Genomic DNA, 24,243 nt, shown 5'->3' on the forward strand with positions numbered 1-24,243 from the left:
ATGGAAATCAAAACAATCGTAAATTCTTTGGTTGATTTATTTTTTCCGATGCGTTGTTTGGATTGTCAAGACATCATTCAACCTTCGCAATTTCTGTGTGTTTCGTGCTCAACAAAACTTGTTTTCACGCATTTTAATTTTGATCAAAATAATCGCGCTTATGATAAATTGAGAAATTTTTGCGAGGTGGAAAATGTTTTTTCTTTGTTAGAATTTAAACATCATAACACCACGCAAGCCATTTTACATGAAATGAAATATAGAAATCGTCCAGAAATTGGAATTGATTTAGCACAGATGATTAAGTTTGATTTGAGTGATTATGACGGAATTATTCCGATTCCTTTGCATCCAAAAAGATTGAAAACAAGAGGTTATAATCAAGTGGAGGATTTTGCTCGAACGTTGGCAGAAATCAACCAGATGAATTATTTTTCGGATGGATTAATCCGAACGAAATACAATTCATCTCAAGTAAATGAAGACAAAAAACATCGATTAGAAAATTTGAAAGATGCGTTTGAAATCAATCCAAATCTTAAGCCTGGACATTATATTTTGATTGATGATGTGTTAACAACTGGCGCAACGATTGCATCGGCAATAAAAAAGTTTAATCTTTCAGAAAATTTTAAGATAAGTGTAATTACCATTGCTTGTGCTTAATAACAAGCTTTTTCTTAACTTGCGCCCATGAATAAGACGACACGTTTTTCGCTTTTGATGTTAACCATTTTGATGGTTATTTCTTGTGCAAGACAAGGTTCACCAACGGGAGGGCCTAAAGATGAAACTCCGCCAGTTTTCCTAAAAGCTGATCCAGATACGTTGGCAACGAATGTAGATGTCAATTTGCAAGAGGCGACAATCAACTTTGATGAGTACATTCTTCTGAAAGAATACAGCAAAAATGTGGTTGTTTCGCCATCGTTTCAAATTCCGCCAATTGTGACGCCGCAAGCTTTAGCGAAGAAAAATATTTCGATTAAATTTCAGGAACCATTGTTACCAAACACGACATATAGTTTCAATTTTGGTGATGCTATTCAAGATTTTAACGAAAATAATAAGTTGTCAAACTTTCAATATGTTTTTTCGACAGGTAGTTTTATCGATTCGTTGAAGGTGACAGGTCGAGTAAATGCGTCTTATGATTTCAAATTGCCAGAGAAGATATTGGTCGGGCTATATAAAGTAGATAGTACTTACAAAGACAGCATTATTCTGCAAAAGAAACCATATTACATTGCGAGAGCCAACGATAAAGGAGAATATCAATTAAATTATTTGGCTTCGGGCAAATATAAATTGATTGCTTTCGAGGATAAGGTAGAAAATGTGATGTACGATTATGGGAAAGAGCGTTTGGCTTTTCATAACGAACCAATTGAGTTGAATGCAAATCAACAAATCAACTTGAATTTATTCAATCAAAAACCAGCTTATCGTAAACCTGAAGCGAGTTTTAAACAAGAAGGTTTAATTGTTTTTAAAACGACTGGCGCAACGGATGATGTAACGATAACGCCGGTTGGGAAAGAATTTAAAACGGCTTATATTCAGAAGTTTCCAAAACAAGATTCGATTAATTTTTGGTTCGATCCAAAGGTGGATACAATTGTAGGAAAAAGCGCAAAATTGAATTTCAAGGTTCAACATAAAGATCAAATAGATGAAGTAAGTGCATTATATTCAAAATCGAATACAGAACGAAAATTAGAATTTAAAGCATTAAATGATCAAAAATTAGCGCCAAATAAACCATTTAAAGTTCAGGCAAATGCACCAATAAAATCATTGGATTTATCTAATATTTATGTGTTTAAAGATACAGTTTCAATTCCATTCAAAGTTTCCATTGATACAGTGAATGCACAGAACTTGAATTTTGCTTTTAATAAAAATTTAGACGAAAAATTTGAAGTTAATATTTATCCAAATGCGTTGACAGATGTGTTAGGAGAGAAGAATGACACGCTTGCTTATCCAATAAAAATGGGAACGCGTGGTGATTTTGGACATTTAAAATTAACGCTTCAAAACACTCCAAATAAACCATTTATCTTACAATTTCTAAAAACAGATAAAGATTATACAGTTTTGGAAGAGTTGTATAACCCAGCAAATAAAAACTATTTCGAATTCAACTTTATTGAACCAGGAGAATATTTGTTCCGTTTATTGGTTGATGAAAACGAAAATGGAAAATGGGATACAGGCGATTATTTATCAGGTAAACAGCCCGAACCAATTTATTTGTATCCAGAGCCAATCAAAATTAGAGCGATGTGGGATGCAACTGAAACTTGGGTTTTAGGAGAGGCAAATCAACCCGTTTCTTTACCAAATGATGATAAAGATTCGGACAAAAATAGAATACGTCGAGGAGAATTGAAAGAAGGCGAGGAGCGTCAAAATTCACGAACAGTAAATAAGAAATCAGAGGAATAGTTCTCTGATTTTTTTTATTTAGTCAATTCGCAAATTTCTCGTAATACTTGCGTATGGTTGTATGTCATAAACTGGACAACCTATTCTGTCCAAAATAATACTTCCTACAATTAAATAAACTTGATATTGAGTTTTAGGTGAATTGTTATCAAAAAGATGTTTACAATTTGTAATTAAAATTGCATTGATAAACTCTTCAACAGTAAGTTCTTCCCATTTAATAAAATGATAATCTAAGAAAATATATTTTAAAATATTAGAATAATTTTTAATTTTTAGATTTAAAAAATTGCTTAAATCTTGAAAGTTATTTATTTGTAAGTAATTTGATATTTTATCTGCTAGTTGAATATGATTTCCAAAATAATCCTGAAATAAAGCATAAAGTGAATTAAATTCTTCTTTGTTTTCGGAAGTAATATCAATCATTTGACAAATTAGGTTTGAAATTTCCTCAACTCGACTTATTTGCTGAATATCTTCATCTTTAAAACGAATATTGAAATGATTTTCAAATTCCATGATTAATTCAACAGTATCTAATCCCATATTTTCTAACTTTCTGGTGCCAAATATATAAATGGAGAAATAGGAATATTTCTTAAAATAGAATAAATCAAAAGGAAGATTAAGAAATTTCGCGCAAAACTTGCGGGAAGATGTAATTTACCTGACATTGGTTTGCATAAAAAAATATTTCCAACAATAGCATAATAGAATTGTACACAAATATAAAGTGCAAAAGGCAAAATAAGATTGTAGCGTAACGATTGTAAAAAATGTCCGTGAACAAGTAAGGAAAAAGCACGTTGACCACCGCAGCCAGGACACCATAAACCTGTTACATTATAAAATATACATTTGATAGAAAACGGACTTTGGTTGCTGTAATAGCTATAAAAATAGACGATTACCAAAATGGGTAAAAGCGTTGCTAGTCCATAAACCAAAATCCGTTTTATCATATTTAGCTGCAAATACTAATATTATCTATCTAAAACACCTTGATATTGCTCTAGAATAGCTTCACTACCTTGTGTTATAAATACGAAAATAACATAAATTAAATTTAATGCGACTAAACCAAAAGCAACATAACTTAATATTTTAGAATTTTTTGCAGCTTGTTCAGCTCCTGTATAATCGCCAACATCGTATTTCGTATTTACTTGATTAGCAAAAATGATAGCAACACCTCCTAAAATCAATCCGATACAACATGGTGAGCAAAGACCTAAAACAGTTGCAATAATAGCTAAAACAAGGTTGTTTTCTGGTTTCGGTTTGATTTCTTCAAAAGAAGATTGTTGTGGTTGATTAAAATCTTGAGTAGATTGGTTAGAATAATTCATAATAATGTTTTTTAGTTTCGAATAAAAATAGAAAAAATAATGTATAAATCAAGTGTTTATAAAATATTTAATATTCTATTGAAATAACATGCGATACAAATCTTCAACTTTAGAAATTCTAACAATTCGAATTCCAAAATCTGTATCTTTTATTTTATTGTATTTTGAAACAAAAATTGCATCAAAACCTAATTTTTCGGCTTCGGTAATGCGTTGTTCAACACGATTTACAGCTCTTATTTCTCCACTCAAACCAACTTCTCCCGCAAAACAACAATTGTCTGGAACAGCAGAATCTTCACTTGATGAAAGAATTGCCGCAATAACAGCCAAATCAATTGCAGGATCATCCACTCGAATTCCGCCTGTAATATTCAAGAAAACATCTTTCATATTCAGTCTGAACCCTGCACGTTTTTCTAAAACTGCCAACAACATATTCAATCGTTTAGCATCAAAACCAGTTGCGGTACGTTGTGGAGTTCCATAAACTGCCGTTGAAACCAAAGCTTGAATTTCAATCAACATCGGGCGTACACCTTCCAAAGTTGCTGCAATTGCATTTCCGCTTAGTAATTCATCTTTTTTGGTAATCAATACTTCGGATGGATTTTTAACTTCGCGCAAACCAGCGCCTTGCATTTCATAAATTCCGATTTCGGCAGTTGATCCAAAACGGTTTTTATTTGCACGTAAAATTCGGTAAATATGGTTGCGATCGCCTTCAAATTGCAACACAACATCTACCATGTGTTCCAAAATTTTTGGTCCAGCAATTACACCTTCTTTCGTAATATGACCAATTAAAATAATCGGTGTGTTAGTTTCTTTTGCATACTGAATCAACTCAAAAGTTGTTTCTCGAATTTGCGAAATACTTCCTGGAGACGATTCTACATAAGTGGTTTGAAGCGTTTGAACAGAATCGACCACAATTAGTTGAGGTTGAATTTCTTTGGCGTGAGCAAATATTTTCTGCGTATTGGTTTCAGGTAAAATAAAACATTGATCCGATTCAATTCCAATTCGTTCTGCACGAAGTTTTACTTGCGAAACAGATTCTTCTCCAGATACATATAAGATTTTAATCGTATCTAATTTTAAGGCAACTTGCAACATCAATGTCGATTTTCCAACCCCAGGTTCTCCACCAACCAAAATTACTGATCCAGGAACAATTCCGCCTCCTAAAACTCGGTCTAATTCTTGGTTTTTGGTCGAAATTCTAATTTCGCCTAATGGATTTATTTCACGGATATTCAGCGCAAAAGTTTTCTCTTTTTTATCCGATTTATCTTTCCATGATTTTTTTTCGTCGCCTTTGTCCACAATTTCTTCAACAATGGTATTCCATTCGCCACAACTTTTGCATTGTCCCATCCATTGCGCGGTTTGCGTGCCACAGTTTTGGCAGAAATATGTAGTTTTTGTTTTAGCCATAGTTTCAAATTTAGACAAAAATAATGTTTTATCGCGACAAGATATGGAGTTATAAGTGTGAAAAATTTTAATACAATAACCAAAAAACGTTAACAATAATTTACTTTTTTAACAAATGATCAACTTTAGATAAAGTTGAGTTAAATATTGATTTTCAATCATTTTCTCGATTATTTTTAATCATGTTTTAAAATGCCAATGAAAAGAACTTTACTTCTTAGCTTTTTTTATATTTTTTGTATTTCAGCCTATGCACAATCTACTTTAATTTCGGGAAAAATTATAGTAGATAATGAGGATGAAATCGTTAATCTTGATGATTTTGTAATCGAAAATTTAACATCAAACGCACGAACAAAATCAACTGAAAAAGGTCTTTTTTCGATTCGAGTTCAGCCAAATGATGTTTTACTTTTCAAACAAATTGGAAATGAAGAACGTCAACTTAAGATTTCTGAATCAATGATTAGAAAAGGTTTTATTGACGTTCATCTAAATGTTGAAGTGATAGAATTATCGGAAACAAAGATAAAACCACTAAAAAAGAATTGGAAAGAAAATATTAGCAAAGATGAAACGCAAAGTGAAAAAATCAATAAAAGCTTAGGTATTAATGAAGAGTTTAAAAATGATATGGTGAAAGCTTATTTTGCTTCGCAATATCTTCGAAAATTAAAAGTTCCTATTCGTTATGAAAATGTGATGGGTTTGATAGAGCAGTATTCGGACAAAGAAGTGCAGACGTATAAACATTTCTTGAAAAAGAAAAATCTTGATAAATACGATAAAATCATTCAACTCAAAGATTATTTTACCGAATATTATTTTGAGCATGATTTGAAAATTCCGAAAGGAAATATTCTTGATTTTATTCATTATTGCTTTGTTGAGTTTAAGTTAGAACCACTTTTAAAAACAAATAATTACGATCAAATTACTTTGATTTTCGAAGAACAAGCACCGAATTATCTTTTAATCATCAATCAAAAACCAATCGAACATGAGTAAAATTTTATTCTTTTTATTAATCATTTCATCAAGTTATCTTCAAGCACAAAGCACTTTAATTACAGGAAAAATTATTGTGGATGATGCAGAAGAAATGATTGATTTGGAAGGAACTTCGATTGAAAATTTAACGACAAAAGCCAGAACAAAAGCAAATAATGTTGGTTTATTTTCGATAAATGTGAACTTGAATGATGAATTATTAATCAAACATACGGGAATTGAAGAAAGAAGATTGAAAGTTTCGGAAACTATGATTACAAAAGGTTTTGTAACGATTCATGTAAATATTGAAGTGATTGAATTGAAAGAAGCGAATATCTCGAAATTGAATATGGATAAGCTTAACAAATTGGGAAATAATAAATCTGCTTCCAAAGAAATTGTTGATGCGACTGGTGTTAATGATAAGGAGTTTCAAAGAGCTGTTATTGAGAGACATAATTGGGCGACATTTCATCGAAAAGATAATCCATATGCAGGCAATTTATTAGAAATCGTAAAATTATTTAAAACGCCAAATGGAAAAGGAATTTTAGATAAAAAAAGGATTTCTACTTATGAGAAAATTATTGATTTGAAAAGTGTTATTGGTGAAACTTTCTTTATCAAAGAGTTGAAACTTTCGAGGGATCAAATTATAGATTTTATTGGAACATGTTATTATTCAAATAATTTTGACAAGTTAATTCGTAAGAAAAATTTCAATAGAATAAAGCAAATTTTAAAAGAACAAGCACCAAATTATCTTTCTATCATTAATCAAAAACCAATCTAACATGAGTAGAATTTTATTCTTTTTATTAATTATTTCATCAAGTTATCTTCAAGCACAAAGCACTTTAATTACAGGAAAAATTATTGTGGATGATGCAGACGAGGTTATTAATTTGGAAGGAACTTTGATTGAAAACTTAACGACAAAAGCCAGAACAAAAACGAATAATGTAGGCATATTTTCGATAAATGTGAACTTGAATGATGAATTGTTAATCAAACATATGGGAATCGAAGAAAGAAGATTGAAAGTTTCGGAAAGCATGATTACGAAAGGTTTTGTGACGATTCACGTGAATATTGAAGTGATTGAATTGAAAGAAGCAAATATATCAAAATTGGATAAAAATTCGCTTAAAAATTTGGGAAAAGAAAAATCATTTCAAGAAAAATTGAATGATGAAGCGGGTTTTACTTCTCTAGAATTTAAAGCGGAACTGAATCTTAAACATGATGAGGAAAGAGCGAATAGAACAATAAAACAAGTTGGTGGAGTTAATTTACTTGGGTTGTTAAATGTGTTTAAAAGTCCAAAAAAGCGAATGAAAAATCCAGTTCCGATAAAAGTTGTGAAAGAAGATCAATTGTCGGCGTTGCATAAATTTTTTACGACTTATTATTTTGTGAATGATTTGAAAATTCCTGAAGGAAAAATAAATGAATTTTTGGATTATTGTTATTCAAATTTTGATTTTCCGAAATTGTTGCGAGATAATAATTTTGATGAAATTCTTTTTATAATTGAGGAACAAGCGCCGATTTATTTAGCAAAAATGAAGAAAAATGAGTAGAATAAAATACATTATATTATTGAATTTGTTGAGCGTTTTTACATTTGCGCAGACGACTTTGATTACCGGAAAAGTGGTGATTGATGATGGAATTGCTGGGCAAGATGTGGTGGACAATATTTTGGTGACAAACGAATCGACGAATGCGAAAGCGTTTACAAATGCGAGTGGAATGTTTTCGATTAAGGCGTCTGTTGGAGATGAATTGATTTTTACGCACGATTTTTATATCGAACGAAAAATCAAAATTACATCGGATATTTTAACAAAAGGAATGCTGACGATTCACTTGAATATTGAAACGATTGAACTTGCTGAAGCAAGAATTAATACGTTAGACAGGAACTTTAAGAACAATATCAAGCTCAAATATGACCAAGTTGATGAAATGTACAAACAGTTGAATTTGGGAATTGATCCGAATTTGCGCTTCAGAAAAATCGATCCTAATGCTACATCAAATATTGGAAGTATTGGATTATTGAATCCTGCGGCATGGATTACTGCAATTTCAGGTCAACGGAAGCGAGAAAAAAATCAGTACGAATATTTCAAAAAAGAAGATAGAATAAAAGATTTGGAGAATTATTTCACACCAAATTATTTCATTGAAACATTGAATATTCCAGGAAATAAAGTCAGTGAATATGTAAAGTATTGTTATATTAATTTTGAATTAGATAAATTGGTCGAAGTAAATAATTACGACAAAATTACTCAGATTCTAGAGGAACAAGCGCCGATTTATTTGTCAAAAATCCAAAAGAATGAATAAAATTTTATACGTTATAATTTTTGGTTTGATAAGCACTTTTTCTTTTGCGCAAACAACTTTGATTACTGGAAAAGTGGTCATTGATGATGGCGTTGTTGGGCAAGATGCTGTGGATCATATTTTGATTATGAACGAAATGACTAACGCCAGAGTTTTGACAAACGAAAATGGAATGTTTTCTATCAAAGCGTCTGTTGGAGATGAATTGGTGATTACACATGATTTTTATATCGACCGAAAAATCAAAATTACATCGGATATTTTAGCAAAAGGAATGCTGACGATTCATTTGAATATTGAAACGATTGAACTAGCTGAAGCGCGAATTAATACATTAGACAAAAATTTTAAGAATAACATCAAGTTAGAACACGGAAAAGTAGATGAATTGTATGATAATTTGAACTTGGGTTTTGATCCAAATTTGCGCTTCCGAAAGATAAATCCTAATATGACTTCTACAATTAATAATAATGGATTGTTGGATCCTTCTTTGTGGATAGCAACTATTTCTGGGCAAAAGAAAAAAGATAAAAAACAAAACGAATATTTCAAAAAGGTGGATAAAATGAAAGATTTAGAGAATTATTTTACCTCAAATTATTTTATCGAAAGTTTAAATATTCCCGAAAATAAAGTCATTGATTATGTGCGATATTGTTATATTAATTTTGAATTAGATAAATTGGTCAAAGCAAATAATTACGACAAAATTACTCAGATTTTAGAGGAACAAGCGCCTAAATATTTGGAAATGGTAAAGAAATAAAATGTATATTTAATAAAACTTATTCGTTATGGAATTACTTTTTGTGCTGTTAGTCAATATTATTTTCTTTGTAGTGATGAAAATATTTTATAAAATAAATCCTTGGGAAATCAATAAAATGGTAAAACTTTGGAATAGAAAGTTTGGATTATAATTTTTCAAAATAAGCTTGAATTTCATTTATTTTCAAACTAAAAACTTGAGATTGATGATTGTATTGTTGAATCAATTTTAATGTGATTTCTTTTGATTCCAATTGAAAATGAATATTTTGTAAATAATAAAAAGAAATCAATAACTCCAATTCTTCAACAGAAAATTCTTTATTTATGAGATTAGGATTTGAAAGAAGATTAATCTGATGTTCTTTTTCGAAATAAGCAGATATTTTAGTCAAATCGAATTGAATTTCTTCTTCAGAAATACTTTTAGGATTATGTAAATAACGTTCTATGCTTTCTAATAAAGCATTTACAAAACGTGAAAAATAATCTCTTTCGTCTAACATTTTTATGTGAATCTATTGTGTAGAATCTCGTCGAATTCTTGCGATTTTGTAAATAGCAATCAACCCAAAACTAATCATCGATACAACTTGAGCTATATAAAGAATTAATCCAAAATAATCGCCAATTGCTCGCCCTTCATGCTGATCTCCGCCTTTTGCTAAATAAACGGCCGAAAAAGCAATCGACATAATATACGGATAAGCCAAGCCGCCCGAAACAGGCAAAATCATTCCCAGCGATCCTGCAATTAATAGGAATAAACCTTCTGGAATTCCAAAATTTTTGGTATCTGGAAAAGCGAAGAAAACAAGGAAAGTCATTAGGAAATAACAAATCCAAAGTGCGAAAGAATAAAAGATGAATAAGCCTCTTTTTTCTAATTTCGAGATTGATTTTATACCTTCCCAAAGTCCAAATAGAAAGGTTTTGATTTTTTCAAAAAACTTTAATTGACTAATTTTTTTCCAGAAAATAGCGATTAATCCAATTCCTAAAACAAGAATTCCAATTGCGATGTAATGTTTTAAGAAAGAAGGTTCTGTTGTTGGTTGGTGCGCCTTTTCTTTGTTTCCTAATTCTACAAATTTGATGAATGTTTCATAATTGAAAATAAGTGTTAAACCGAAAAATAATCCCAAAAATAAAACGTCAATTACACGCTCTAAAACTACTGTTCCGAAAGATTTCTCAAACGGGACTTTTTCCATTTTATAGAAACTTGTTGCACGAGCCACTTCGCCACTTCGAGGAATGGTCAAATTCATAAAATATGCAAATGCAATTGCCCAAAAACCAGATGAGGTTTGTGTGTTGTAGCCCATTGGCTTTAGAAGAAGATTCCAACGAGCGGCGCGTATCCAATACGTGAGAATACTGATTGCCATAGATGCAAAAATCCAAAAATAATTGGTTTGTTTTAAAACTTTTGCAACTCGTTCGAAATCAATTTGCTTCACTGTTACCACGACAAAAAATACGGCTAACAATGAAGCAGTGATTAAGAAGAGCGATTGTTTGATCTTACTCTTCATATAAATTATTGAAAATTAATTTCTTAATCTAAACGATTGTTCTCGTTAGGGAAAACAATTGTTGGTTCGTATGTTTTGGCTTCCTCAAACTCCATCATCACATACGTAATGATGATAACTGTGTCACCAACTTGTACTTTACGCGCTGCAGGTCCATTCAGACAGATTTCGCCACTTCCACGTTTACCTTTTATAATATAAGTTTCAAATCGTTCGCCATTCTCTTGTACCACGATTTGTACTTTCTGACCCACAACCATATTGGCAGCATCTATCAAATCTTCGTCGATTGTAATACTTCCGATGTAGTTTAATTTTGCGTCTGTTACCTTAACTCTATGTATCTTAGAGTGAAAAACTTCTACCATCATAATCTTGCAAAGTTACACTGAACTTATAAATTTCAAAACCTGTTTCAATATTTTTCTATTGATTTGAGAAATTTATTATATTTAATTAAAACTGAATATTATCGATTAAACGTACATCACCTGCATAGGCAACGACAAATCCACGAATATTATAGGCCTCAGAAAAATGTTCGATAGACAACAAGGTTTCTTCATCTGTTATTTCAAAATATTCTAATTCGAAGGGTGAATTTTTGAATTCATTTTCGACGAAAGCTTTTACTTCAGCAACATCTTTTCCTTCATTTTTTAGCGTTACAGCTTGCGATAAAATTGAATAAATTTGAGGGGCATCCGAAGTTTGTTGCGTTGATAAACGTGCATTTCTTGAACTAAATGCTAAACCAGAATCTGCTCTGTGAATTGGCATTGGAACAATTTCGACATCTAAATTCTCTTGTTTTACCATTTCTTGAATGATACGAATTTGCTGAAAATCTTTTTCTCCAAAATATGCTCTTGTTGGCTGAACTGCTTTGAATAATTTGCAAACAATTGTGGCAACTCCATCAAAATGTCCAGGACGAGAAGTGCCTTCCATCACTTGGTCTATTGTACCAAAATCGTAATGTTTTGCACCTTCATTTGTTTCATATAAATTCTCAACAGTAGGCATATAGACAAAATCGCAGCCATTTTTCATTAACAATTCTTTATCATTTTCCTCTGTTCGAGGATATTTTGCTAAATCTTCTGCATTATTAAATTGTGTCGGATTGACAAAAATGCTGACGATTGTGTAGTCGTTTTGAGCTTTAGAAGCTTTGACCAAAGACATGTGACCTTCGTGTAAAGCGCCCATTGTAGGGATAAAGCCAATGGTTTTGTTTTGGTTTTTTAACTCGACGATTGCGGGAGTTAATTTTTCCTTTTCGTTAAATATAACCATAACACTGATTTGTTAAAAAAAAACTAATATCCCGCAAAGCTACTATAAGCAAATAATATATCAACATTTTTTTGTAAATTTGTGCCTTATTATTCATTAGGAAAAGAGAGTAGAAATTATGGAAGGAAAGCGCATATTGTATGTAACAACAGAAATGGTACCTTACTTTCCTGAAAATCCGATGTCTTCACAAGCATTAGATTTGCCAAAAATCATGCAAAGTAGTGGCGCAGATGTAAGAATCTTTATGCCAAGATTTGGAGCAATTAACGAAAGAAGACACCAATTACACGAAGTAATACGACTTTCAGGTATGAACATGATTATTAATGATTTGGATCAACCCTTAATCATTAAAGTCGCTTCTGTTCCAGGAGAAAGACTACAAGTGTATTTTATTGATAACGAAGAATATTTCAAACGTAAAGAAGTTTATGGAGAAGATAATGGATTATTTTCTGATAACGACGAACGTTCAATTTTCTTCGCAAAAGGAGTTTTAGAGACAGTAAAAAAATTAAACTGGAAACCAGATGTTGTTCACGTAATGGGTTGGATGTCTAGTTTAGTACCATTGTATCTAAAAAAATATTATTCTGACGATCCTTTCTTTCAAGATGCGAAAGTTGTTGTTTCTTTATTTGACAACGGATTTGAAGGAGAATTAGATAACGAATTAGTTAAAAAATTAGCTTTTGATAAAGTAGAAGCTGATGTACAAACATATTTAGAAAAACCTACACATTTGGGTATGATTCAAGCTTCTTTACAATATGCAGATGCAGTTGCGAAAGGAGAAGAGATGATTCCAGAAGATGTGAAAAACTATATCAACCAACAAAATATTCCTCTATTAGACTATTGTTCTAAAGAACAAGCAAAAGAAGTTTACAATAACTTTTATCTTGAGGAAGTAATGAACTCTAATTAAAATCTGTTTAGATTAATGAAAAAATTTTTGAATGTCCTTTCTGTGTCTGTTGCAATGATGATTGGAATGGGAGCAATTGTTTCGTGTGAGAATGAAACACTAGGATTAGATAACAATGTGATTGGAGGTGAGGCAGAAGGAAATGTAAAATCCTTAGATGTTATTGCTTTTAATGCAAATTTTGATACGCTTCGTACAGATAAATTTGTACTTCAAAATGGAGCTTTTGGTGTGTACAACGAACCAATTTTTGGTTCTACATCTTCTAAGTTTTATACACAAATTAGACCTTCGTCTTCAAATGCTGGTGATCAGGATTTTGGAACAGAACCTAAAGTAGATTCTGTGAATTTGGTAATTCCAGTTTATTACAGTACAACTAAAGATCCAATTTCTAAAGATACGATCAATCTTTCTAAACCAGGAGAGAAACCAAATGATACAGATACAATCCAAATTACAACAAAGTATGCAGTAGACTCTTTGTATGGGAATAAGGATTTGACAATGACGTTGAAAATTAAAGATATTAATACAGTTTTATATAAAGACACAAAATATTTTTCAACATTAAGTGGACTTGAATCGCCAATTTCTGTTAATTCGAGAGTAATCGGAAAAGCTACTATCGGAAAAACAGTAACAGGAAAAGTTGTTAAACAGAAAACTGGAACTTCTAATATTTCTGAGGTTGTTCCTGGTTACAAAGTTTCTTTAGATCCAGATTATTTTGACGAAAAAATTATTAAAAATGCAAAAACAGGATTACTTTCTGATTACGCAACATTTATTCGTGAAAATATCAAAGGTTTAGAGTTTTCTGTTGAAGAATCAAATGGATTTATTGTCAATTTTAATCCAAATAAAATTGACTTGAAGATGTATTATTCATATAAAAATCCGACAGCAAAAACAAGTTCAGACACAAATTATAAAGAACGTTTGAGTGCTACTTATGCTTTTGATATGACAAATCAGTGGAATTCTGGTACTGCAAATAATGCCAATATTATTGCTTCTCAAATTGTGAATAATGCAGTAGGTTCTACTTATTCTACAATCAAACCCGATGAAGTGAATGGTGACGCGAGATTGTATTTAAGCGGAATGAGTGGAAATTATGCAAAATTAAAATTCAATCAAACGCAATTGGATGAATTAAAATCTGAGATGACAAAAAGTAATATTGTGATTCTTGGAGCAAAATTAAAATTCTATATTGATGGTTCAACTAGTTTTCCAAAACCGCCTTATTTAGTAGCTTGGAATAACTACAAAAAAGATGATAAAGTTATAAATGAATTGTATGCAGACGTTTTAGAATTCTATAATTCATACCCTACATCAGTTCACTTTAATCCTATTGTAAAAGGAGATACGGATTATTATACAATTGATATCACGAAACATCTAAAAAGCATGTTAGAGAAAGGAAATGAGTTTAAAGATCAAACGATGTTTATTACAATAGGTAATTTTATAACATCTGTTAGCGATGCAACTACGATTAATAGTACAAATCCTTATCAAAATGATAGAGCTTATAATCCATACAGAATTGTTTTACATGGAAATAATTCGGAAGTAGCGGATAAAAAGCTGAAATTATTGGTATATTACTCTCAAAAATAGGGCGTATTATATTTAACGAATTTAACTAAAATACTATAAAATATTATGTGTGGAATTGTAGGATATATTGGACATCGCGAAGCGTACCCAATTATTATTAATGGACTAAAAAGACTAGAATATCGTGGATATGATAGTGCAGGTTTAGTTCTTTCTACTGGTACCGATTTTGAATTGGTAAAAACAAAAGGAAAAGTTTCAGATTTAGAAGATAAATCAGCAAATTTAGATAAAACACCTCATTTAGGAATTGGGCATACACGTTGGGCAACACATGGTGTTCCAAATGATGTAAACTCTCATCCTCATATGTCTAATAATGGACGTTTGGTATTGGTTCATAACGGAATTATCGAAAATTATGAATCAATCAAACAATTACTAAAAGACAAAGGGTACGTTTTTCATAGTGATACGGATACAGAAGTTTTAGTAAACTTTATTCAATTATTTCAAGAAGAACAGAACTTAAATTTAACTGATGCAGTTCGTTTAGCTTTGAATGAAGTGATTGGAGCATATGCGATTGCAGTTTTAGACAAAGAAGAAGCAAATACAATTGTTGTAGGACGTTTAGGTTCTCCATTGGCAATTGGTATTGGAGAAAACGAATTTTTTGTAGCTTCTGATGCTTCTCCGTTTATTGAGTTTACAAAAGATGCGGTTTATTTAGAAGATGGTGATATGGCAACAATTACTTTAGACAAAGAAGTAGATGTACGTACAATCCAAAATAACGAAGCAGTTTCTTTAGATGTTCAAGAGTTACAATTAAATATTGAAGCGATTGAAAAAGGTGGTTACGAGCATTTCATGTTAAAAGAAATCAACGAACAACCTCGTTCTATTCGTGATACAATGCGTGGACGTTTATTAGTAGACGAAGGCGTTATTAAAATGGCTGGTATTTGGGATCATCAAGAAAAATTCTTGAATGCAAAACGTATCATCATTGTTGCTTGTGGAACTTCTTACCATGCAGGTTTGGTTGCAGAATACATGATCGAAGATTTCGCTCGTATTCCTGTAGAAGTAGAATATGCATCTGAGTTCCGTTACCGCAATCCAATCATCAATAAACACGATGTCGTGATTGCAATTTCTCAATCTGGAGAAACAGCAGATACATTGGCAGCACTTAAATTAGCAAAAGAAAATGGTGCATTTATCTTTGGAATCAACAATGTTGTAGGTTCTTCTATTGCTCGTATTACAGATGCTGGTGCTTATACACATGCAGGACCAGAAATTGGTGTTGCATCAACAAAAGCATTTACAGCTCAGTTAACAATTTTAGCGTTGATTGCTTTAAAATTAGGTAAACAAAATGGTGAATTATCAACAGAGAAATTCAACTTATTAACACGCGAGTTAGAACGTATCCCAGAATTAGTTCAACAAATTTTAGACAACTGTGAAGGTGTAATTGATCAAATTGCTGATAAATACAAAGATAACAGAAATGCAATTTATTTAGGACGTGGATACAACTATCCATCAGCTTTAGAAGGTGCATTAAAGTTAAAAGAGATTTCATATATCCACGCAGAGGGTTATCCAGCGGCAGAAATGAAGCACGGACCAATTGCATTATTGGACGAAAATATGCCTGTTATTGTTATTGCAACGAAAAAAGGTTATTACGAGAAAGTAGTTTCTAACATTCAAGAAATTAAATCTCGTAGCGCCAAAGTAATTGCAATTGTTAATGATGGTGATGATCAAGTAACTGCTATGGCAGATGATTACGTAGTAATCCCAGAAACTGCAGAAGAATTCTCACCAATCCTAACAGCTATTCCATTACAATTATTATCGTACTGGATTGCCGTTAAATTAGGTAAGAATGTAGATCAGCCTCGTAATTTGGCAAAATCTGTTACTGTAGAGTAAAAAATTATTACAGCGTTTATATATTTAAGGGATGATGTTTTAAAATCATCCCTTTTTCATTTTATAAGTTTAATTTAATTATTAATTTCACCAAAAATAACATCATGTTTACAGGAATCGTAGAAGGAGTAGGAAAGCTTATAAAAGCAGAGAAAGAGCAATCTAATTTACATTTATGGATTGAAGCTGATTTTTGTGATGAATTAAAAATTGATCAAAGTGTTGCACATAATGGAGTTTGTTTAACAGTTGTTGATTTCAAAGATGGACTTTACAAAGTCACTGCTATAGAGGAAACCTTACAAAAAACAAATTTTAACACTTTAAAAGAAGGTGATTTGATCAATTTAGAACGATGTTTGCAATACAATGGTCGTATCGATGGTCACATTGTGCAAGGTCATGTAGATCAAACCGGAAAAATTGTTTCGATAGAAAACCAAAATGGTAGCTTTTTTGTTACTGTAGAATATGATGAAGCATCGTCTGGAAATGTTACAGTAGAAAAAGGTTCGATTTGTCTTAACGGAATTAGTTTAACAGTTGTTGACAGTAAAGTAGGGCAGTTTTCGGTTGCGATTATTCCATATACTTGGGAGTTTACAAACCTTAATCAAGTGAAAGTGGGCGATACAATGAATTTAGAATTTGATATCTTAGGAAAATACGTCAAAAGATTATTCCAACAATAAAAATGATTAGAAAAAAAAATAACCTATCGCTACCCGTTCGTATTATCATTTATATGGTATCGATTTTGTTATTTACAGCAGGCGCTATTTTGCTGATTACTGCTAATCATTTCAATCAACAAACTAAACAATACCACGAAGATATTCTCAAACGAAAAGTTAGAGCGGTAGAGTCTGCAATAGATTATGAAATGGATAATTATCCTGGAATTGCAACCCAAGATAATATTCATGCAATTTTAGAAGATAGTTTTCTTCGCATTGGAGATATCAATAAAACCGATATTGTAATTTATGATTTACGTGGTAATAAAATTTTAACCACACAGCCCGTTTCGACGACTTACAATGTTTTACCTCAGAAAATATTAGATAAACTGCAAAAGTCAAATGATTTTATCGTAACGAATAAAGATACAGCTGACGACAATAATGTTTATTCATCTTATAGTAATATCAAAAATTATTACAACGAAAACATTGCTGTTCTCTGTTTACCTTATCAATCTAACCAAGATTTTTTACAACAAGACATGTTTACCTTAATTGGTAGTTACGGATTGGCTTTTGGTGTTATTCTTTTGTTCGGAACGTTGGCGGTTTATTTTGTTACAAAACGTACGCTGAATAAACTTTGGTCATTTGCAGATCGTATTCGCGAAACAGAAGTTATTGCGAACAATATGCCTATTCGTTATGATGGTAATGATGAAATAAAAGTTTTGGTAGATTCTTACAATGATATGTTGAACCGATTGCGGGAACAATCAGATTTATTAGCTAAGCAAGAACGTGAAGAAGCATGGCGAGATTTTGCAAAACAAGTTGCGCATGAAGTCAAGAATCCATTAACACCAATGCGATTAATGATTCAGAATTATATGCGAAAATTTGATGCAAATGATCCAGATCTTGAAGAAAAGACGATGCGAACAACTAATATTTTATTGCAACAAATTGATACCATCTCTGCGATTGCTGAAGCTTTTTCAGATTTTGCTAAAATGCCTTCTCGTAAAGATGCAAAAATTGATGTGGTAGACGTCATAAAAAATGCGCTATATGTTTTTCCATTGGAGTTTATCGAATTTAATTATTCTCCCAACATCATCATGATGACTTTTGATAAACAATATTTGAATCGAATTATCACCAATATTACAAAGAATGCGTTTCAATCTATTCCGAAATCTCGTATTGCGAAAGTTAAAGTAGATGTGTTTTTAGTGGATGGTTTTTTGCATATAACCATTCAAGATAACGGGAATGGAATTCCTGTCGAATCACAAGATTCTATTTTTATTCCAAAGTTTACAACAAAGAATAGTGGAATGGGAATTGGTTTGCCAATGGTGAAAAAAATTATTGACGATTATGATGGAACAATTCGTTTTGAAACTGAAATTTCTGTTGGTACAACATTCTACATTTTGATTCCTTGCAATGAATAGAAAACCTTTTCGATTCAAACAATTCGAAATTTTTCAAGACAAAACCGCAATGAAAGTAGGCACAGATGGTGTTTTACTTGGTGCATGGGCTACTTTAAAAAGTGGAAATACTATTTTAGATATTGGTACAGGAACTGGATTAATTTCGTTGATGTTAGCGCAACGTTTTCCTCATTCTATGATTGATGCAATAGAAATTGATAACGATGCTTTTTTACAAGCAAAAGAAAATTACGAGAATGCACCTTTTTCAGATCGATTAACCATTTTTAATTCATCGCTTCAAGATTATTCAACCAATAAAAAATATGATTTGATTGTCAGTAATCCACCTTTTTTTGTGGTGAATGATACAGTTGATTTTGATGCGCGAAAACAAGCACGCCAGCAAGAAACATTGACTTTCGAAGAATTACTACAAAAAACTGCTGAATTACTACATAATGAGGGATTAGCGAGTTTTATAATTCCATATGATCAAATGGATGGTTTTTGTACTATAGCGGCTCAAAACGCTTTAAAACTATCTCGTGTTGTTTATATCAAAGGGAATTCGACAACAGTTACAAAACGTGTGTTGTTAGAATTTAGTTTTCATGAAAAAGAAGTAGAAGAACAAGAACTAATCATTGAAGTCGATCGACATCAGTACACAGAAGATTATATTCAGTTGACAAAGGATTTTTACTTGAAAATGTAATTTTCATCAATGATGAAAAACGATGAGTAAACTACTGATTTTGATGTCAAATAGAAAATTGTATTTCTATGCATCTATGTAAAGATTTATTCAACATTTAAAAACATAAAAAAACCGAGCAATTTGCTCGGTTTTGTCTTTATTTCTGATTTTCAAAATGAGTTAAAAACTCATTCTCAACCTCAATCTTAACCTTAAATCGTTGGTCCACCCGCTAATAAATCAGCCGTTGCAAACTCTTCAAATTTCTTGAAATTCGCTTTGAATTTATCTGCTAATTCTTTCGCATTTGCTTCGTATGCTGCTGTAGAATCAAAAGAAGTCGCTGGATTTAATTTTTCTGAAGCAACACCTTCGATGGCAACTGGAACTTCAAATCCGAAATAAGGATCTTTTTTGAAATCTACGTTGTTTAAATCTCCATTTAAAGCTGCATTGATAACGGCGCGAGTGTCTTTTAAAGACATACGCTCTTTTTTACCATTCCAACCTGTATTGATTAACCAAACATTTACACCAGTTTTCTCAACTTTATCGCTCAACATTTCAGCATATTTTGTTGGATGTAATGGCATAAATGGTGCACCAAAACATGTAGAAAATGTAGTTTGAGGCTCTGTAACACCAGCTTCTGTACCAGCAACTTTAGATGTATATCCTGAGATAAATAAGTAAGCCGCTTGATCTGGGTTTAATTTTGCAATTGGAGGGAAAACTCCGTAAGCATCAAACGATAAGAAGAAAATATTTTTAGGATTTTTTCCTACAGATGGAACTGCAATATTTTCGATATAATCAATTGGATAAGAAACACGTGTATTTTCTGTGATTGATGTATCTGTAAAATCAACCTCGTTAGTACCTGGAATTAATTTACAATTTTCTAATAAAGCTCCGTCTTTGATCGCTGCAAAAATTTCTGGCTCACCTTCTGGAGATAAGTTGATAACTTTTGCGTAACAACCACCTTCAAAATTGAAAACTGTATTGTCTTCTGTCCATCCGTGTTCATCATCACCAATTAAACGTCTGTTTTTGTCTGCCGATAAAGTTGTTTTTCCTGTACCAGATAATCCAAAGAACATTGCTGTATCTCCGTTTTCACCTGAGTTAGCAGAACAGTGCATTGGTAAAGTATTTCTAAATACGGGCATGATGAAGTTCAAGGCAGAAAAAATACCTTTTTTCATTTCTCCTGTATAACCAGTTCCTCCGTTTAAAACGATTTTACGTTTAAAATTTAAGATAGAGAAATTGTGTTGTCTTGTACCATCTTCGTCTGCATCTGCAACAAAAGTTGGTGCATTGATAATTGTCCATTCAGCATCACCAAAGTTTTTTAATTCTTCTTCTGTTGGACGAATAAACATGTTATAGATAAATAAATTAGCAGCAGGAGTTTCTGTAATTGCTCTAATTTTTGTTTTGTATGCATCGTCAGCACAAGCAAAAGCATCACGTACATAAATTTCGCGGTTGCTTAAATGCTCAACAACTTTATCGTATAAAGCGTCAAATTTATCAGAATCGAAAGGAATATTGATGTTTCCATCCCACCAAACGTTTTCTGCAGTGATTTCGTCTTTAACAATAAAACGATCTTTAGGAGAACGTCCTGTAAATTCTCCGGTTAACATATTTACTGCTCCAGAAGATGTAATTTCTCCCTGTGCTAATTCTATCATTTTCTCTGTAAGCTCTTCAGGAGATAATTGATAGTTAATTTTGGAATTTTTTATTCCGTAAGATGCCAATTCTATGCTCATTTTTGTGATTTTTAAAGTATTTTTAAAATATTAAAGGTAAAAACTTTGCACAAAGTTACAATAAAAAGAAGCGTAAAAAATTTGACTTATGTCATTCACTTAAACGTTTTCGTGCATGTTTTTTCACCATATATTTCCAAGTTCTTATGCGTGCATATAAAAAAAAGCTTGTATTTAATATAAGTTTTATATTTTTGCACTAGTTTACAACAATTAAAATTAGAAAATTATGTCTGACATTACATCAAGAGTGAAAGCGATTATCGTAGATAAATTAGGAGTTGACGAAAGCGAAGTTACGCTAGAAGCAAGTTTCACTAACGATTTAGGAGCTGATTCATTAGACACAGTAGAATTAATCATGGAATTCGAAAAAGAATTTGATATCCAAATTCCAGACGATCAAGCAGAAAAAATTTCAACTGTAGGTCAAGCTGTAACATACATCGAAGACTTAAACAAGTAATAGTTCCTATTTTATGGAATTAAAAAGAGTAGTAGTAACAGGTTTAGGCGCGCTAACACCAATCGGAAATACATACCAAGAATACTGGAATGGATTAGTGAATGGTGTAAGTGGCGCTGCGCCTATTACGCTTTTTGACGCAACTCTTTTTAAGACACAATTTGCTTGTGAGATCAAGAACTTCAATATCGAAGATCATTTTGATCGTAAAGAGGCAAGAAAAATTGACCGTTGTGCCCAATTGGGAATTATTGCAGCTAGAGAGGCAATAAAACACAGTGGAATCTTAGAAGATACAAATGTAAACAAAGAGCGTATCGGCGTTATATGGGGATCTGGTATCGGTGGAATTAAAACGTTTGAAGAAGAAGTTTCGAATTACGCGACAGGAAATGGAACACCACGTTTCAATCCTTTCTTTATCCCTAAGATGATTGCAGATATCACGCCTGGTCATATTTCAATGGAATTTGGTCTTATGGGACCTAATTATACAACTGTTTCGGCATGTGCCTCTTCAACAAATGCAATTATTGACGCTTATATGTTATTAAGACTTGGAAAAGCTGAAGCAATTGTAACAGGAGGTTCAGAAGCTGCGATTACAGCATCAAGTATTGGAGGTTTCAATGCATTACATGCGTTATCTACACGAAATGATGATCCACAAACTGCTTCAAGACCATTCGACAAAGACCGTGACGGTTTTGTAATGGGAGAAGGAGCTGGATGTATTGTTTTAGAAGAGTACGAACATGCTATTGCGCGTGGAGCTACCATTTATGCAGAATTAGTAGGAACAGGAATGACAGCAGATGCTCACCATATTACAGCTCCACATCCCGAAGGATTAGGCGCATTAAATGTGATGAGAGAGGCTTTATTAGATGCCAATATCAGCGTAGAAGACGTGGATCATATCAATATGCACGGAACATCTACACCATTAGGTGATATTGCAGAATCTAAAGCAATTCAAAAATTATTTGGAGAACATGCTTATAATATTCAAATCAATTCAACAAAATCTATGACTGGTCACTTATTAGGTGGTGCAGGGATTGTTGAAGCGATTTCGGCTATTGGAGCAATCAATAACAGTATCGTTCCACCAACAATTAATCATTTTACGGATGATGAGAATCTTGATCCTAAAATCGATTATACATTTAACAAAGCAAAAGAGAAAAATGTAGATTATGCATTGAGTAATACTTTTGGTTTCGGTGGTCACAATGCTTGTGTGATATTTAAGAAGTATAAGTAATGTCTTTCTTAAAAAAATTATTTTCTTTTAAAAATCATCGTGATGATTCAAATTCATCTGATCCTTTTTTGAAATTTTTGAAGTCGATTTTGGGTTATACTCCTCGCAATGTTGAGGTTTTTAAAGAAGCATTTACCCACAGATCTGCACAGAAAAAAGATGAAAATGGAAACAGTATAAACTTTGAAAGATTAGAGTTTTTAGGAGATGCATTACTTGGTGCTTCTGCAGCAATGCACTTATACTACAAAGCGCCCGATCAACAAGAAGGTTATTTAACAAAAATGCGTTCTAAAATTGTTTCGCGTAAACAATTGAATGCTGTTTCCAAACAACTTGGCTTGTTGGATTATTTGGATCCAATGAACAATCACAACAATTTGGGTGAAGACGTGAATGGTGATATGTTGGAAGCTTTGATAGGTGCAATTTATGTTGATGGAGGTATAGCTGCAGTACAAAAATTTATTCAAGTCAAAATTATTGACCCTTATGCGGATTTAGATCGTTTGGAGCACACGATTACAAGTCACAAATCGTTGATTTTGGAATGGAGTCAAAAAACGAGAAATACGATAAGATTCAATACATTTGAGGAGCAAAACGCAGAAGATTTGCAGGTTTTTGTGTCAGTAATCCGTCTCAATGATAAAGTCATCTCGAAAGGGAGAGGAACTTCTAAAAAGAAAGCGGAAGAAAGCGCAGCAAAACGCGCGTACTATTCGTTACAAAAGAAAATAGAAAAAGTTTAGAAACATGGTAGAATTACTCTTATATGATGATTGGATAGATTTTCATCTCATAGGCGTAAATTCTAGTTTTAACACTTCTACACAATTTATTTTCCATCTCAACTCTACTTTTGATACGCGTTTTCAGCGTATTCAGGATTTGGATATTCGGTTAGATGAGCATACTTATTTTTTCGAAACCTATCAATGGTTAGATGAAGCAAATAAAATAGATTATCATATCATTAAAAATACTCCAAATCAATACGATTTTAAAAAAAATGAAGTAGATTTATCAAATCTTTTCAAAGGGAGCGTTATTCTTGTGCCAAATTACAAGGATTGCAACTATGTTGTAAAAATCTCTGGTTGGGAAGATGAACTACAATATCTTCAACTACCATTTGTAGAAAAAGATTTTATAAAAACGATCAAAAAAATAGATATCGATTTGATTAGCAATGCAGATCAATTGGTTTTCTAACAAAATATTGTGCATAAAAAAAGGGAAA

27 protein-coding genes are annotated in these 24,243 nt (G+C 32.1%); 18 read left to right on the top strand and 9 right to left on the bottom strand.

Going from position 1 to position 24,243, the window contains the following annotated elements; all coding sequences use genetic code 11:
* On the top strand, positions 1-666 hold the full coding sequence (locus B4E59_RS03620; RefSeq protein WP_291051339.1) for a ComF family protein: 666 nt from the start codon (positions 1-3) through the stop codon (positions 664-666).
* A 27-nt stretch (positions 667-693) separates the two neighbouring features.
* Positions 694-2,451 (top strand): Ig-like domain-containing domain, encoded by a 1,758-nt coding sequence (locus tag B4E59_RS03625; RefSeq protein WP_291051343.1) that lies wholly within the window; start codon positions 694-696, stop codon positions 2,449-2,451.
* A gap of 18 nt (positions 2,452-2,469) precedes the next feature.
* On the opposite strand, the gene B4E59_RS03630 is transcribed toward B4E59_RS03625, so the two are convergent.
* The 4 genes from B4E59_RS03630 to radA form a co-directional block, all read right to left on the bottom strand.
* Complete coding sequence (locus B4E59_RS03630) at positions 2,470-3,000, bottom strand: acyl carrier protein (protein WP_221854034.1); 531 nt, start codon at positions 2,998-3,000, stop codon at positions 2,470-2,472.
* Between the two features lie 5 nt (positions 3,001-3,005).
* The gene (locus tag B4E59_RS03635; RefSeq protein WP_291051349.1) at positions 3,006-3,416 is read right to left on the bottom strand and encodes a DUF2752 domain-containing protein; all 411 of its coding nucleotides are present in this window, start codon (positions 3,414-3,416) and stop codon (positions 3,006-3,008) included.
* Positions 3,417-3,437: 21 nt separating this feature from the next.
* The gene (locus B4E59_RS03640; protein WP_291051352.1) at positions 3,438-3,803 is read right to left on the bottom strand and encodes a CD225/dispanin family protein; all 366 of its coding nucleotides are present in this window, start codon (positions 3,801-3,803) and stop codon (positions 3,438-3,440) included.
* 75 nt (positions 3,804-3,878) lie between these two features.
* Positions 3,879-5,243 carry a DNA repair protein RadA gene (gene radA / locus B4E59_RS03645; protein WP_291051355.1) on the bottom strand — a complete coding sequence of 455 codons (1,365 nt, stop codon included), beginning with the start codon at positions 5,241-5,243 and terminating at the stop codon, positions 3,879-3,881.
* Positions 5,244-5,441: 198 nt separating this feature from the next.
* Between radA and B4E59_RS03650 the strand changes: the two genes are divergently transcribed.
* Genes B4E59_RS03650 through B4E59_RS03675 form a run of 6 tightly spaced genes read left to right on the top strand, consistent with a single transcriptional unit; the run spans position 5,442 to position 9,517 of the window.
* Positions 5,442-6,251: a hypothetical protein gene (locus B4E59_RS03650; protein WP_291051358.1), complete on the top strand. Its 810-nt coding sequence runs from the start codon at positions 5,442-5,444 to the stop codon at positions 6,249-6,251.
* Positions 6,244-7,029, top strand: coding sequence for a hypothetical protein (locus B4E59_RS03655; RefSeq protein ID WP_291051361.1), 786 nt, complete (start codon positions 6,244-6,246; stop codon positions 7,027-7,029). Before B4E59_RS03650 ends, B4E59_RS03655 begins: the two co-directional genes overlap by 8 nt.
* 1 nt (position 7,030) lies before the next feature.
* On the top strand, positions 7,031-7,819 hold the full coding sequence (locus B4E59_RS03660; RefSeq protein ID WP_291051364.1) for a hypothetical protein: 789 nt from the start codon (positions 7,031-7,033) through the stop codon (positions 7,817-7,819).
* Positions 7,812-8,594, top strand: coding sequence for a hypothetical protein (locus tag B4E59_RS03665; RefSeq protein WP_291051368.1), 783 nt, complete (start codon positions 7,812-7,814; stop codon positions 8,592-8,594). The genes B4E59_RS03660 and B4E59_RS03665 overlap by 8 nt, the downstream gene beginning before the upstream one ends.
* A complete protein-coding gene (locus B4E59_RS03670) occupies positions 8,587-9,363 on the top strand; it encodes a hypothetical protein (RefSeq protein ID WP_291051371.1) in 777 nt (258 codons plus the stop codon). Before B4E59_RS03665 ends, B4E59_RS03670 begins: the two co-directional genes overlap by 8 nt.
* Before the next feature lie 28 nt (positions 9,364-9,391).
* Positions 9,392-9,517 carry a hypothetical protein gene (locus B4E59_RS03675; RefSeq protein ID WP_286496002.1) on the top strand — a complete coding sequence of 42 codons (126 nt, stop codon included), beginning with the start codon at positions 9,392-9,394 and terminating at the stop codon, positions 9,515-9,517.
* On the opposite strand, the gene B4E59_RS03680 is transcribed toward B4E59_RS03675, so the two are convergent.
* The 4 genes from B4E59_RS03680 to panC all read right to left on the bottom strand — a co-directional run bounded on the left by B4E59_RS03680 (position 9,512) and on the right by panC (position 12,202).
* Entirely contained in the window at positions 9,512-9,871 is a 360-nt protein-coding gene (locus B4E59_RS03680) for a hypothetical protein (protein ID WP_291051374.1), read from the bottom strand. The genes B4E59_RS03675 and B4E59_RS03680 overlap by 6 nt on opposite strands.
* A 12-nt stretch (positions 9,872-9,883) precedes the next feature.
* Positions 9,884-10,903 (bottom strand): lysylphosphatidylglycerol synthase transmembrane domain-containing protein, encoded by a 1,020-nt coding sequence (locus B4E59_RS03685; protein ID WP_291051377.1) that lies wholly within the window; start codon positions 10,901-10,903, stop codon positions 9,884-9,886.
* A 23-nt stretch (positions 10,904-10,926) separates the two neighbouring features.
* Positions 10,927-11,274, bottom strand: a complete 348-nt coding sequence (gene panD, locus B4E59_RS03690) for an aspartate 1-decarboxylase (RefSeq protein ID WP_291051380.1) — start codon at positions 11,272-11,274, stop codon at positions 10,927-10,929.
* Between the two features lie 85 nt (positions 11,275-11,359).
* Positions 11,360-12,202, bottom strand: coding sequence for a pantoate--beta-alanine ligase (panC, locus tag B4E59_RS03695; protein ID WP_291051383.1), 843 nt, complete (start codon positions 12,200-12,202; stop codon positions 11,360-11,362).
* 118 nt (positions 12,203-12,320) lie between these two features.
* Between panC and B4E59_RS03700 the strand changes: the two genes are divergently transcribed.
* From B4E59_RS03700 to B4E59_RS03725, 6 genes are all read left to right on the top strand, one after another.
* A complete protein-coding gene (locus B4E59_RS03700; protein WP_038336009.1) occupies positions 12,321-13,133 on the top strand; it encodes a glycogen/starch synthase in 813 nt (270 codons plus the stop codon).
* A gap of 15 nt (positions 13,134-13,148) precedes the next feature.
* Positions 13,149-14,765, top strand: a complete 1,617-nt coding sequence (locus B4E59_RS03705) for a DUF4270 family protein (protein WP_291047335.1) — start codon at positions 13,149-13,151, stop codon at positions 14,763-14,765.
* 45 nt (positions 14,766-14,810) lie between these two features.
* On the top strand, positions 14,811-16,658 hold the full coding sequence (gene glmS / locus B4E59_RS03710) for a glutamine--fructose-6-phosphate transaminase (isomerizing) (protein ID WP_291051388.1): 1,848 nt from the start codon (positions 14,811-14,813) through the stop codon (positions 16,656-16,658).
* Between the two features lie 104 nt (positions 16,659-16,762).
* On the top strand, positions 16,763-17,350 hold the full coding sequence (locus tag B4E59_RS03715; RefSeq protein ID WP_291051391.1) for a riboflavin synthase: 588 nt from the start codon (positions 16,763-16,765) through the stop codon (positions 17,348-17,350).
* A gap of 2 nt (positions 17,351-17,352) precedes the next feature.
* On the top strand, positions 17,353-18,801 hold the full coding sequence (locus B4E59_RS03720) for a sensor histidine kinase (RefSeq protein ID WP_291051394.1): 1,449 nt from the start codon (positions 17,353-17,355) through the stop codon (positions 18,799-18,801).
* A 49-nt stretch (positions 18,802-18,850) separates the two neighbouring features.
* A complete protein-coding gene (locus B4E59_RS03725; protein WP_291051396.1) occupies positions 18,851-19,501 on the top strand; it encodes a tRNA1(Val) (adenine(37)-N6)-methyltransferase in 651 nt (216 codons plus the stop codon).
* Positions 19,502-19,695: 194 nt separating this feature from the next.
* Here the strand turns inward: B4E59_RS03725 and pckA are convergent, their stop codons facing one another.
* The gene (gene pckA, locus B4E59_RS03730) at positions 19,696-21,267 is read right to left on the bottom strand and encodes a phosphoenolpyruvate carboxykinase (ATP) (RefSeq protein ID WP_286495985.1); all 1,572 of its coding nucleotides are present in this window, start codon (positions 21,265-21,267) and stop codon (positions 19,696-19,698) included.
* A 229-nt stretch (positions 21,268-21,496) separates the two neighbouring features.
* Here pckA and B4E59_RS03735 point away from each other — a divergent pair, with 229 nt between their 5' ends.
* The 4 genes from B4E59_RS03735 to B4E59_RS03750 are packed head-to-tail and all read left to right on the top strand — an operon-like array spanning position 21,497 to position 24,215.
* Positions 21,497-21,733: an acyl carrier protein gene (locus B4E59_RS03735; RefSeq protein WP_038336002.1), complete on the top strand. Its 237-nt coding sequence runs from the start codon at positions 21,497-21,499 to the stop codon at positions 21,731-21,733.
* 13 nt (positions 21,734-21,746) lie between these two features.
* Positions 21,747-23,000 (top strand): beta-ketoacyl-ACP synthase II, encoded by a 1,254-nt coding sequence (fabF, locus tag B4E59_RS03740; protein ID WP_114998517.1) that lies wholly within the window; start codon positions 21,747-21,749, stop codon positions 22,998-23,000.
* Complete coding sequence (gene rnc / locus B4E59_RS03745) at positions 23,000-23,752, top strand: ribonuclease III (protein WP_125349148.1); 753 nt, start codon at positions 23,000-23,002, stop codon at positions 23,750-23,752. The genes fabF and rnc overlap by 1 nt, the downstream gene beginning before the upstream one ends.
* Before the next feature lie 4 nt (positions 23,753-23,756).
* Positions 23,757-24,215, top strand: a complete 459-nt coding sequence (locus B4E59_RS03750) for an IPExxxVDY family protein (RefSeq protein WP_291051402.1) — start codon at positions 23,757-23,759, stop codon at positions 24,213-24,215.
* The last annotated feature ends 28 nt before the right edge of the window (positions 24,216-24,243 follow it).

Source organism: Empedobacter sp. UBA2044 (genome assembly GCF_002333005.1).
In the GTDB taxonomy this organism is placed as follows: domain Bacteria; phylum Bacteroidota; class Bacteroidia; order Flavobacteriales; family Weeksellaceae; genus Empedobacter; species Empedobacter falsenii_B.

Bases quoted from the DNA above. Each gene is read 5' to 3' on its own strand.
- B4E59_RS03620 (WP_291051339.1), top strand. From the start codon at position 1: ATGGAAATCAAAACAATCGTAAATTCTTTGGTTGATTTATTTTTTCCG.
- B4E59_RS03625 (WP_291051343.1), top strand. From the start codon at position 694: ATGAATAAGACGACACGTTTTTCGCTTTTGATGTTAACCATTTTGATG.
- B4E59_RS03630 (WP_221854034.1), bottom strand. From the start codon at position 3,000: ATGGGATTAGATACTGTTGAATTAATCATGGAATTTGAAAATCATTTC.
- B4E59_RS03635 (WP_291051349.1), bottom strand. From the start codon at position 3,416: ATGATAAAACGGATTTTGGTTTATGGACTAGCAACGCTTTTACCCATT.
- B4E59_RS03640 (WP_291051352.1), bottom strand. From the start codon at position 3,803: ATGAATTATTCTAACCAATCTACTCAAGATTTTAATCAACCACAACAA.
- radA (WP_291051355.1), bottom strand. From the start codon at position 5,243: ATGGCTAAAACAAAAACTACATATTTCTGCCAAAACTGTGGCACGCAA.
- B4E59_RS03650 (WP_291051358.1), top strand. From the start codon at position 5,442: ATGAAAAGAACTTTACTTCTTAGCTTTTTTTATATTTTTTGTATTTCA.
- B4E59_RS03655 (WP_291051361.1), top strand. From the start codon at position 6,244: ATGAGTAAAATTTTATTCTTTTTATTAATCATTTCATCAAGTTATCTT.
- B4E59_RS03660 (WP_291051364.1), top strand. From the start codon at position 7,031: ATGAGTAGAATTTTATTCTTTTTATTAATTATTTCATCAAGTTATCTT.
- B4E59_RS03665 (WP_291051368.1), top strand. From the start codon at position 7,812: ATGAGTAGAATAAAATACATTATATTATTGAATTTGTTGAGCGTTTTT.
- B4E59_RS03670 (WP_291051371.1), top strand. From the start codon at position 8,587: ATGAATAAAATTTTATACGTTATAATTTTTGGTTTGATAAGCACTTTT.
- B4E59_RS03675 (WP_286496002.1), top strand. From the start codon at position 9,392: ATGGAATTACTTTTTGTGCTGTTAGTCAATATTATTTTCTTTGTAGTG.
- B4E59_RS03680 (WP_291051374.1), bottom strand. From the start codon at position 9,871: ATGTTAGACGAAAGAGATTATTTTTCACGTTTTGTAAATGCTTTATTA.
- B4E59_RS03685 (WP_291051377.1), bottom strand. From the start codon at position 10,903: ATGAAGAGTAAGATCAAACAATCGCTCTTCTTAATCACTGCTTCATTG.
- panD (WP_291051380.1), bottom strand. From the start codon at position 11,274: ATGATGGTAGAAGTTTTTCACTCTAAGATACATAGAGTTAAGGTAACA.
- panC (WP_291051383.1), bottom strand. From the start codon at position 12,202: ATGGTTATATTTAACGAAAAGGAAAAATTAACTCCCGCAATCGTCGAG.
- B4E59_RS03700 (WP_038336009.1), top strand. From the start codon at position 12,321: ATGGAAGGAAAGCGCATATTGTATGTAACAACAGAAATGGTACCTTAC.
- B4E59_RS03705 (WP_291047335.1), top strand. From the start codon at position 13,149: ATGAAAAAATTTTTGAATGTCCTTTCTGTGTCTGTTGCAATGATGATT.
- glmS (WP_291051388.1), top strand. From the start codon at position 14,811: ATGTGTGGAATTGTAGGATATATTGGACATCGCGAAGCGTACCCAATT.
- B4E59_RS03715 (WP_291051391.1), top strand. From the start codon at position 16,763: ATGTTTACAGGAATCGTAGAAGGAGTAGGAAAGCTTATAAAAGCAGAG.
- B4E59_RS03720 (WP_291051394.1), top strand. From the start codon at position 17,353: ATGATTAGAAAAAAAAATAACCTATCGCTACCCGTTCGTATTATCATT.
- B4E59_RS03725 (WP_291051396.1), top strand. From the start codon at position 18,851: ATGAAAGTAGGCACAGATGGTGTTTTACTTGGTGCATGGGCTACTTTA.
- pckA (WP_286495985.1), bottom strand. From the start codon at position 21,267: ATGAGCATAGAATTGGCATCTTACGGAATAAAAAATTCCAAAATTAAC.
- B4E59_RS03735 (WP_038336002.1), top strand. From the start codon at position 21,497: ATGTCTGACATTACATCAAGAGTGAAAGCGATTATCGTAGATAAATTA.
- fabF (WP_114998517.1), top strand. From the start codon at position 21,747: ATGGAATTAAAAAGAGTAGTAGTAACAGGTTTAGGCGCGCTAACACCA.
- rnc (WP_125349148.1), top strand. From the start codon at position 23,000: ATGTCTTTCTTAAAAAAATTATTTTCTTTTAAAAATCATCGTGATGAT.
- B4E59_RS03750 (WP_291051402.1), top strand. From the start codon at position 23,757: ATGGTAGAATTACTCTTATATGATGATTGGATAGATTTTCATCTCATA.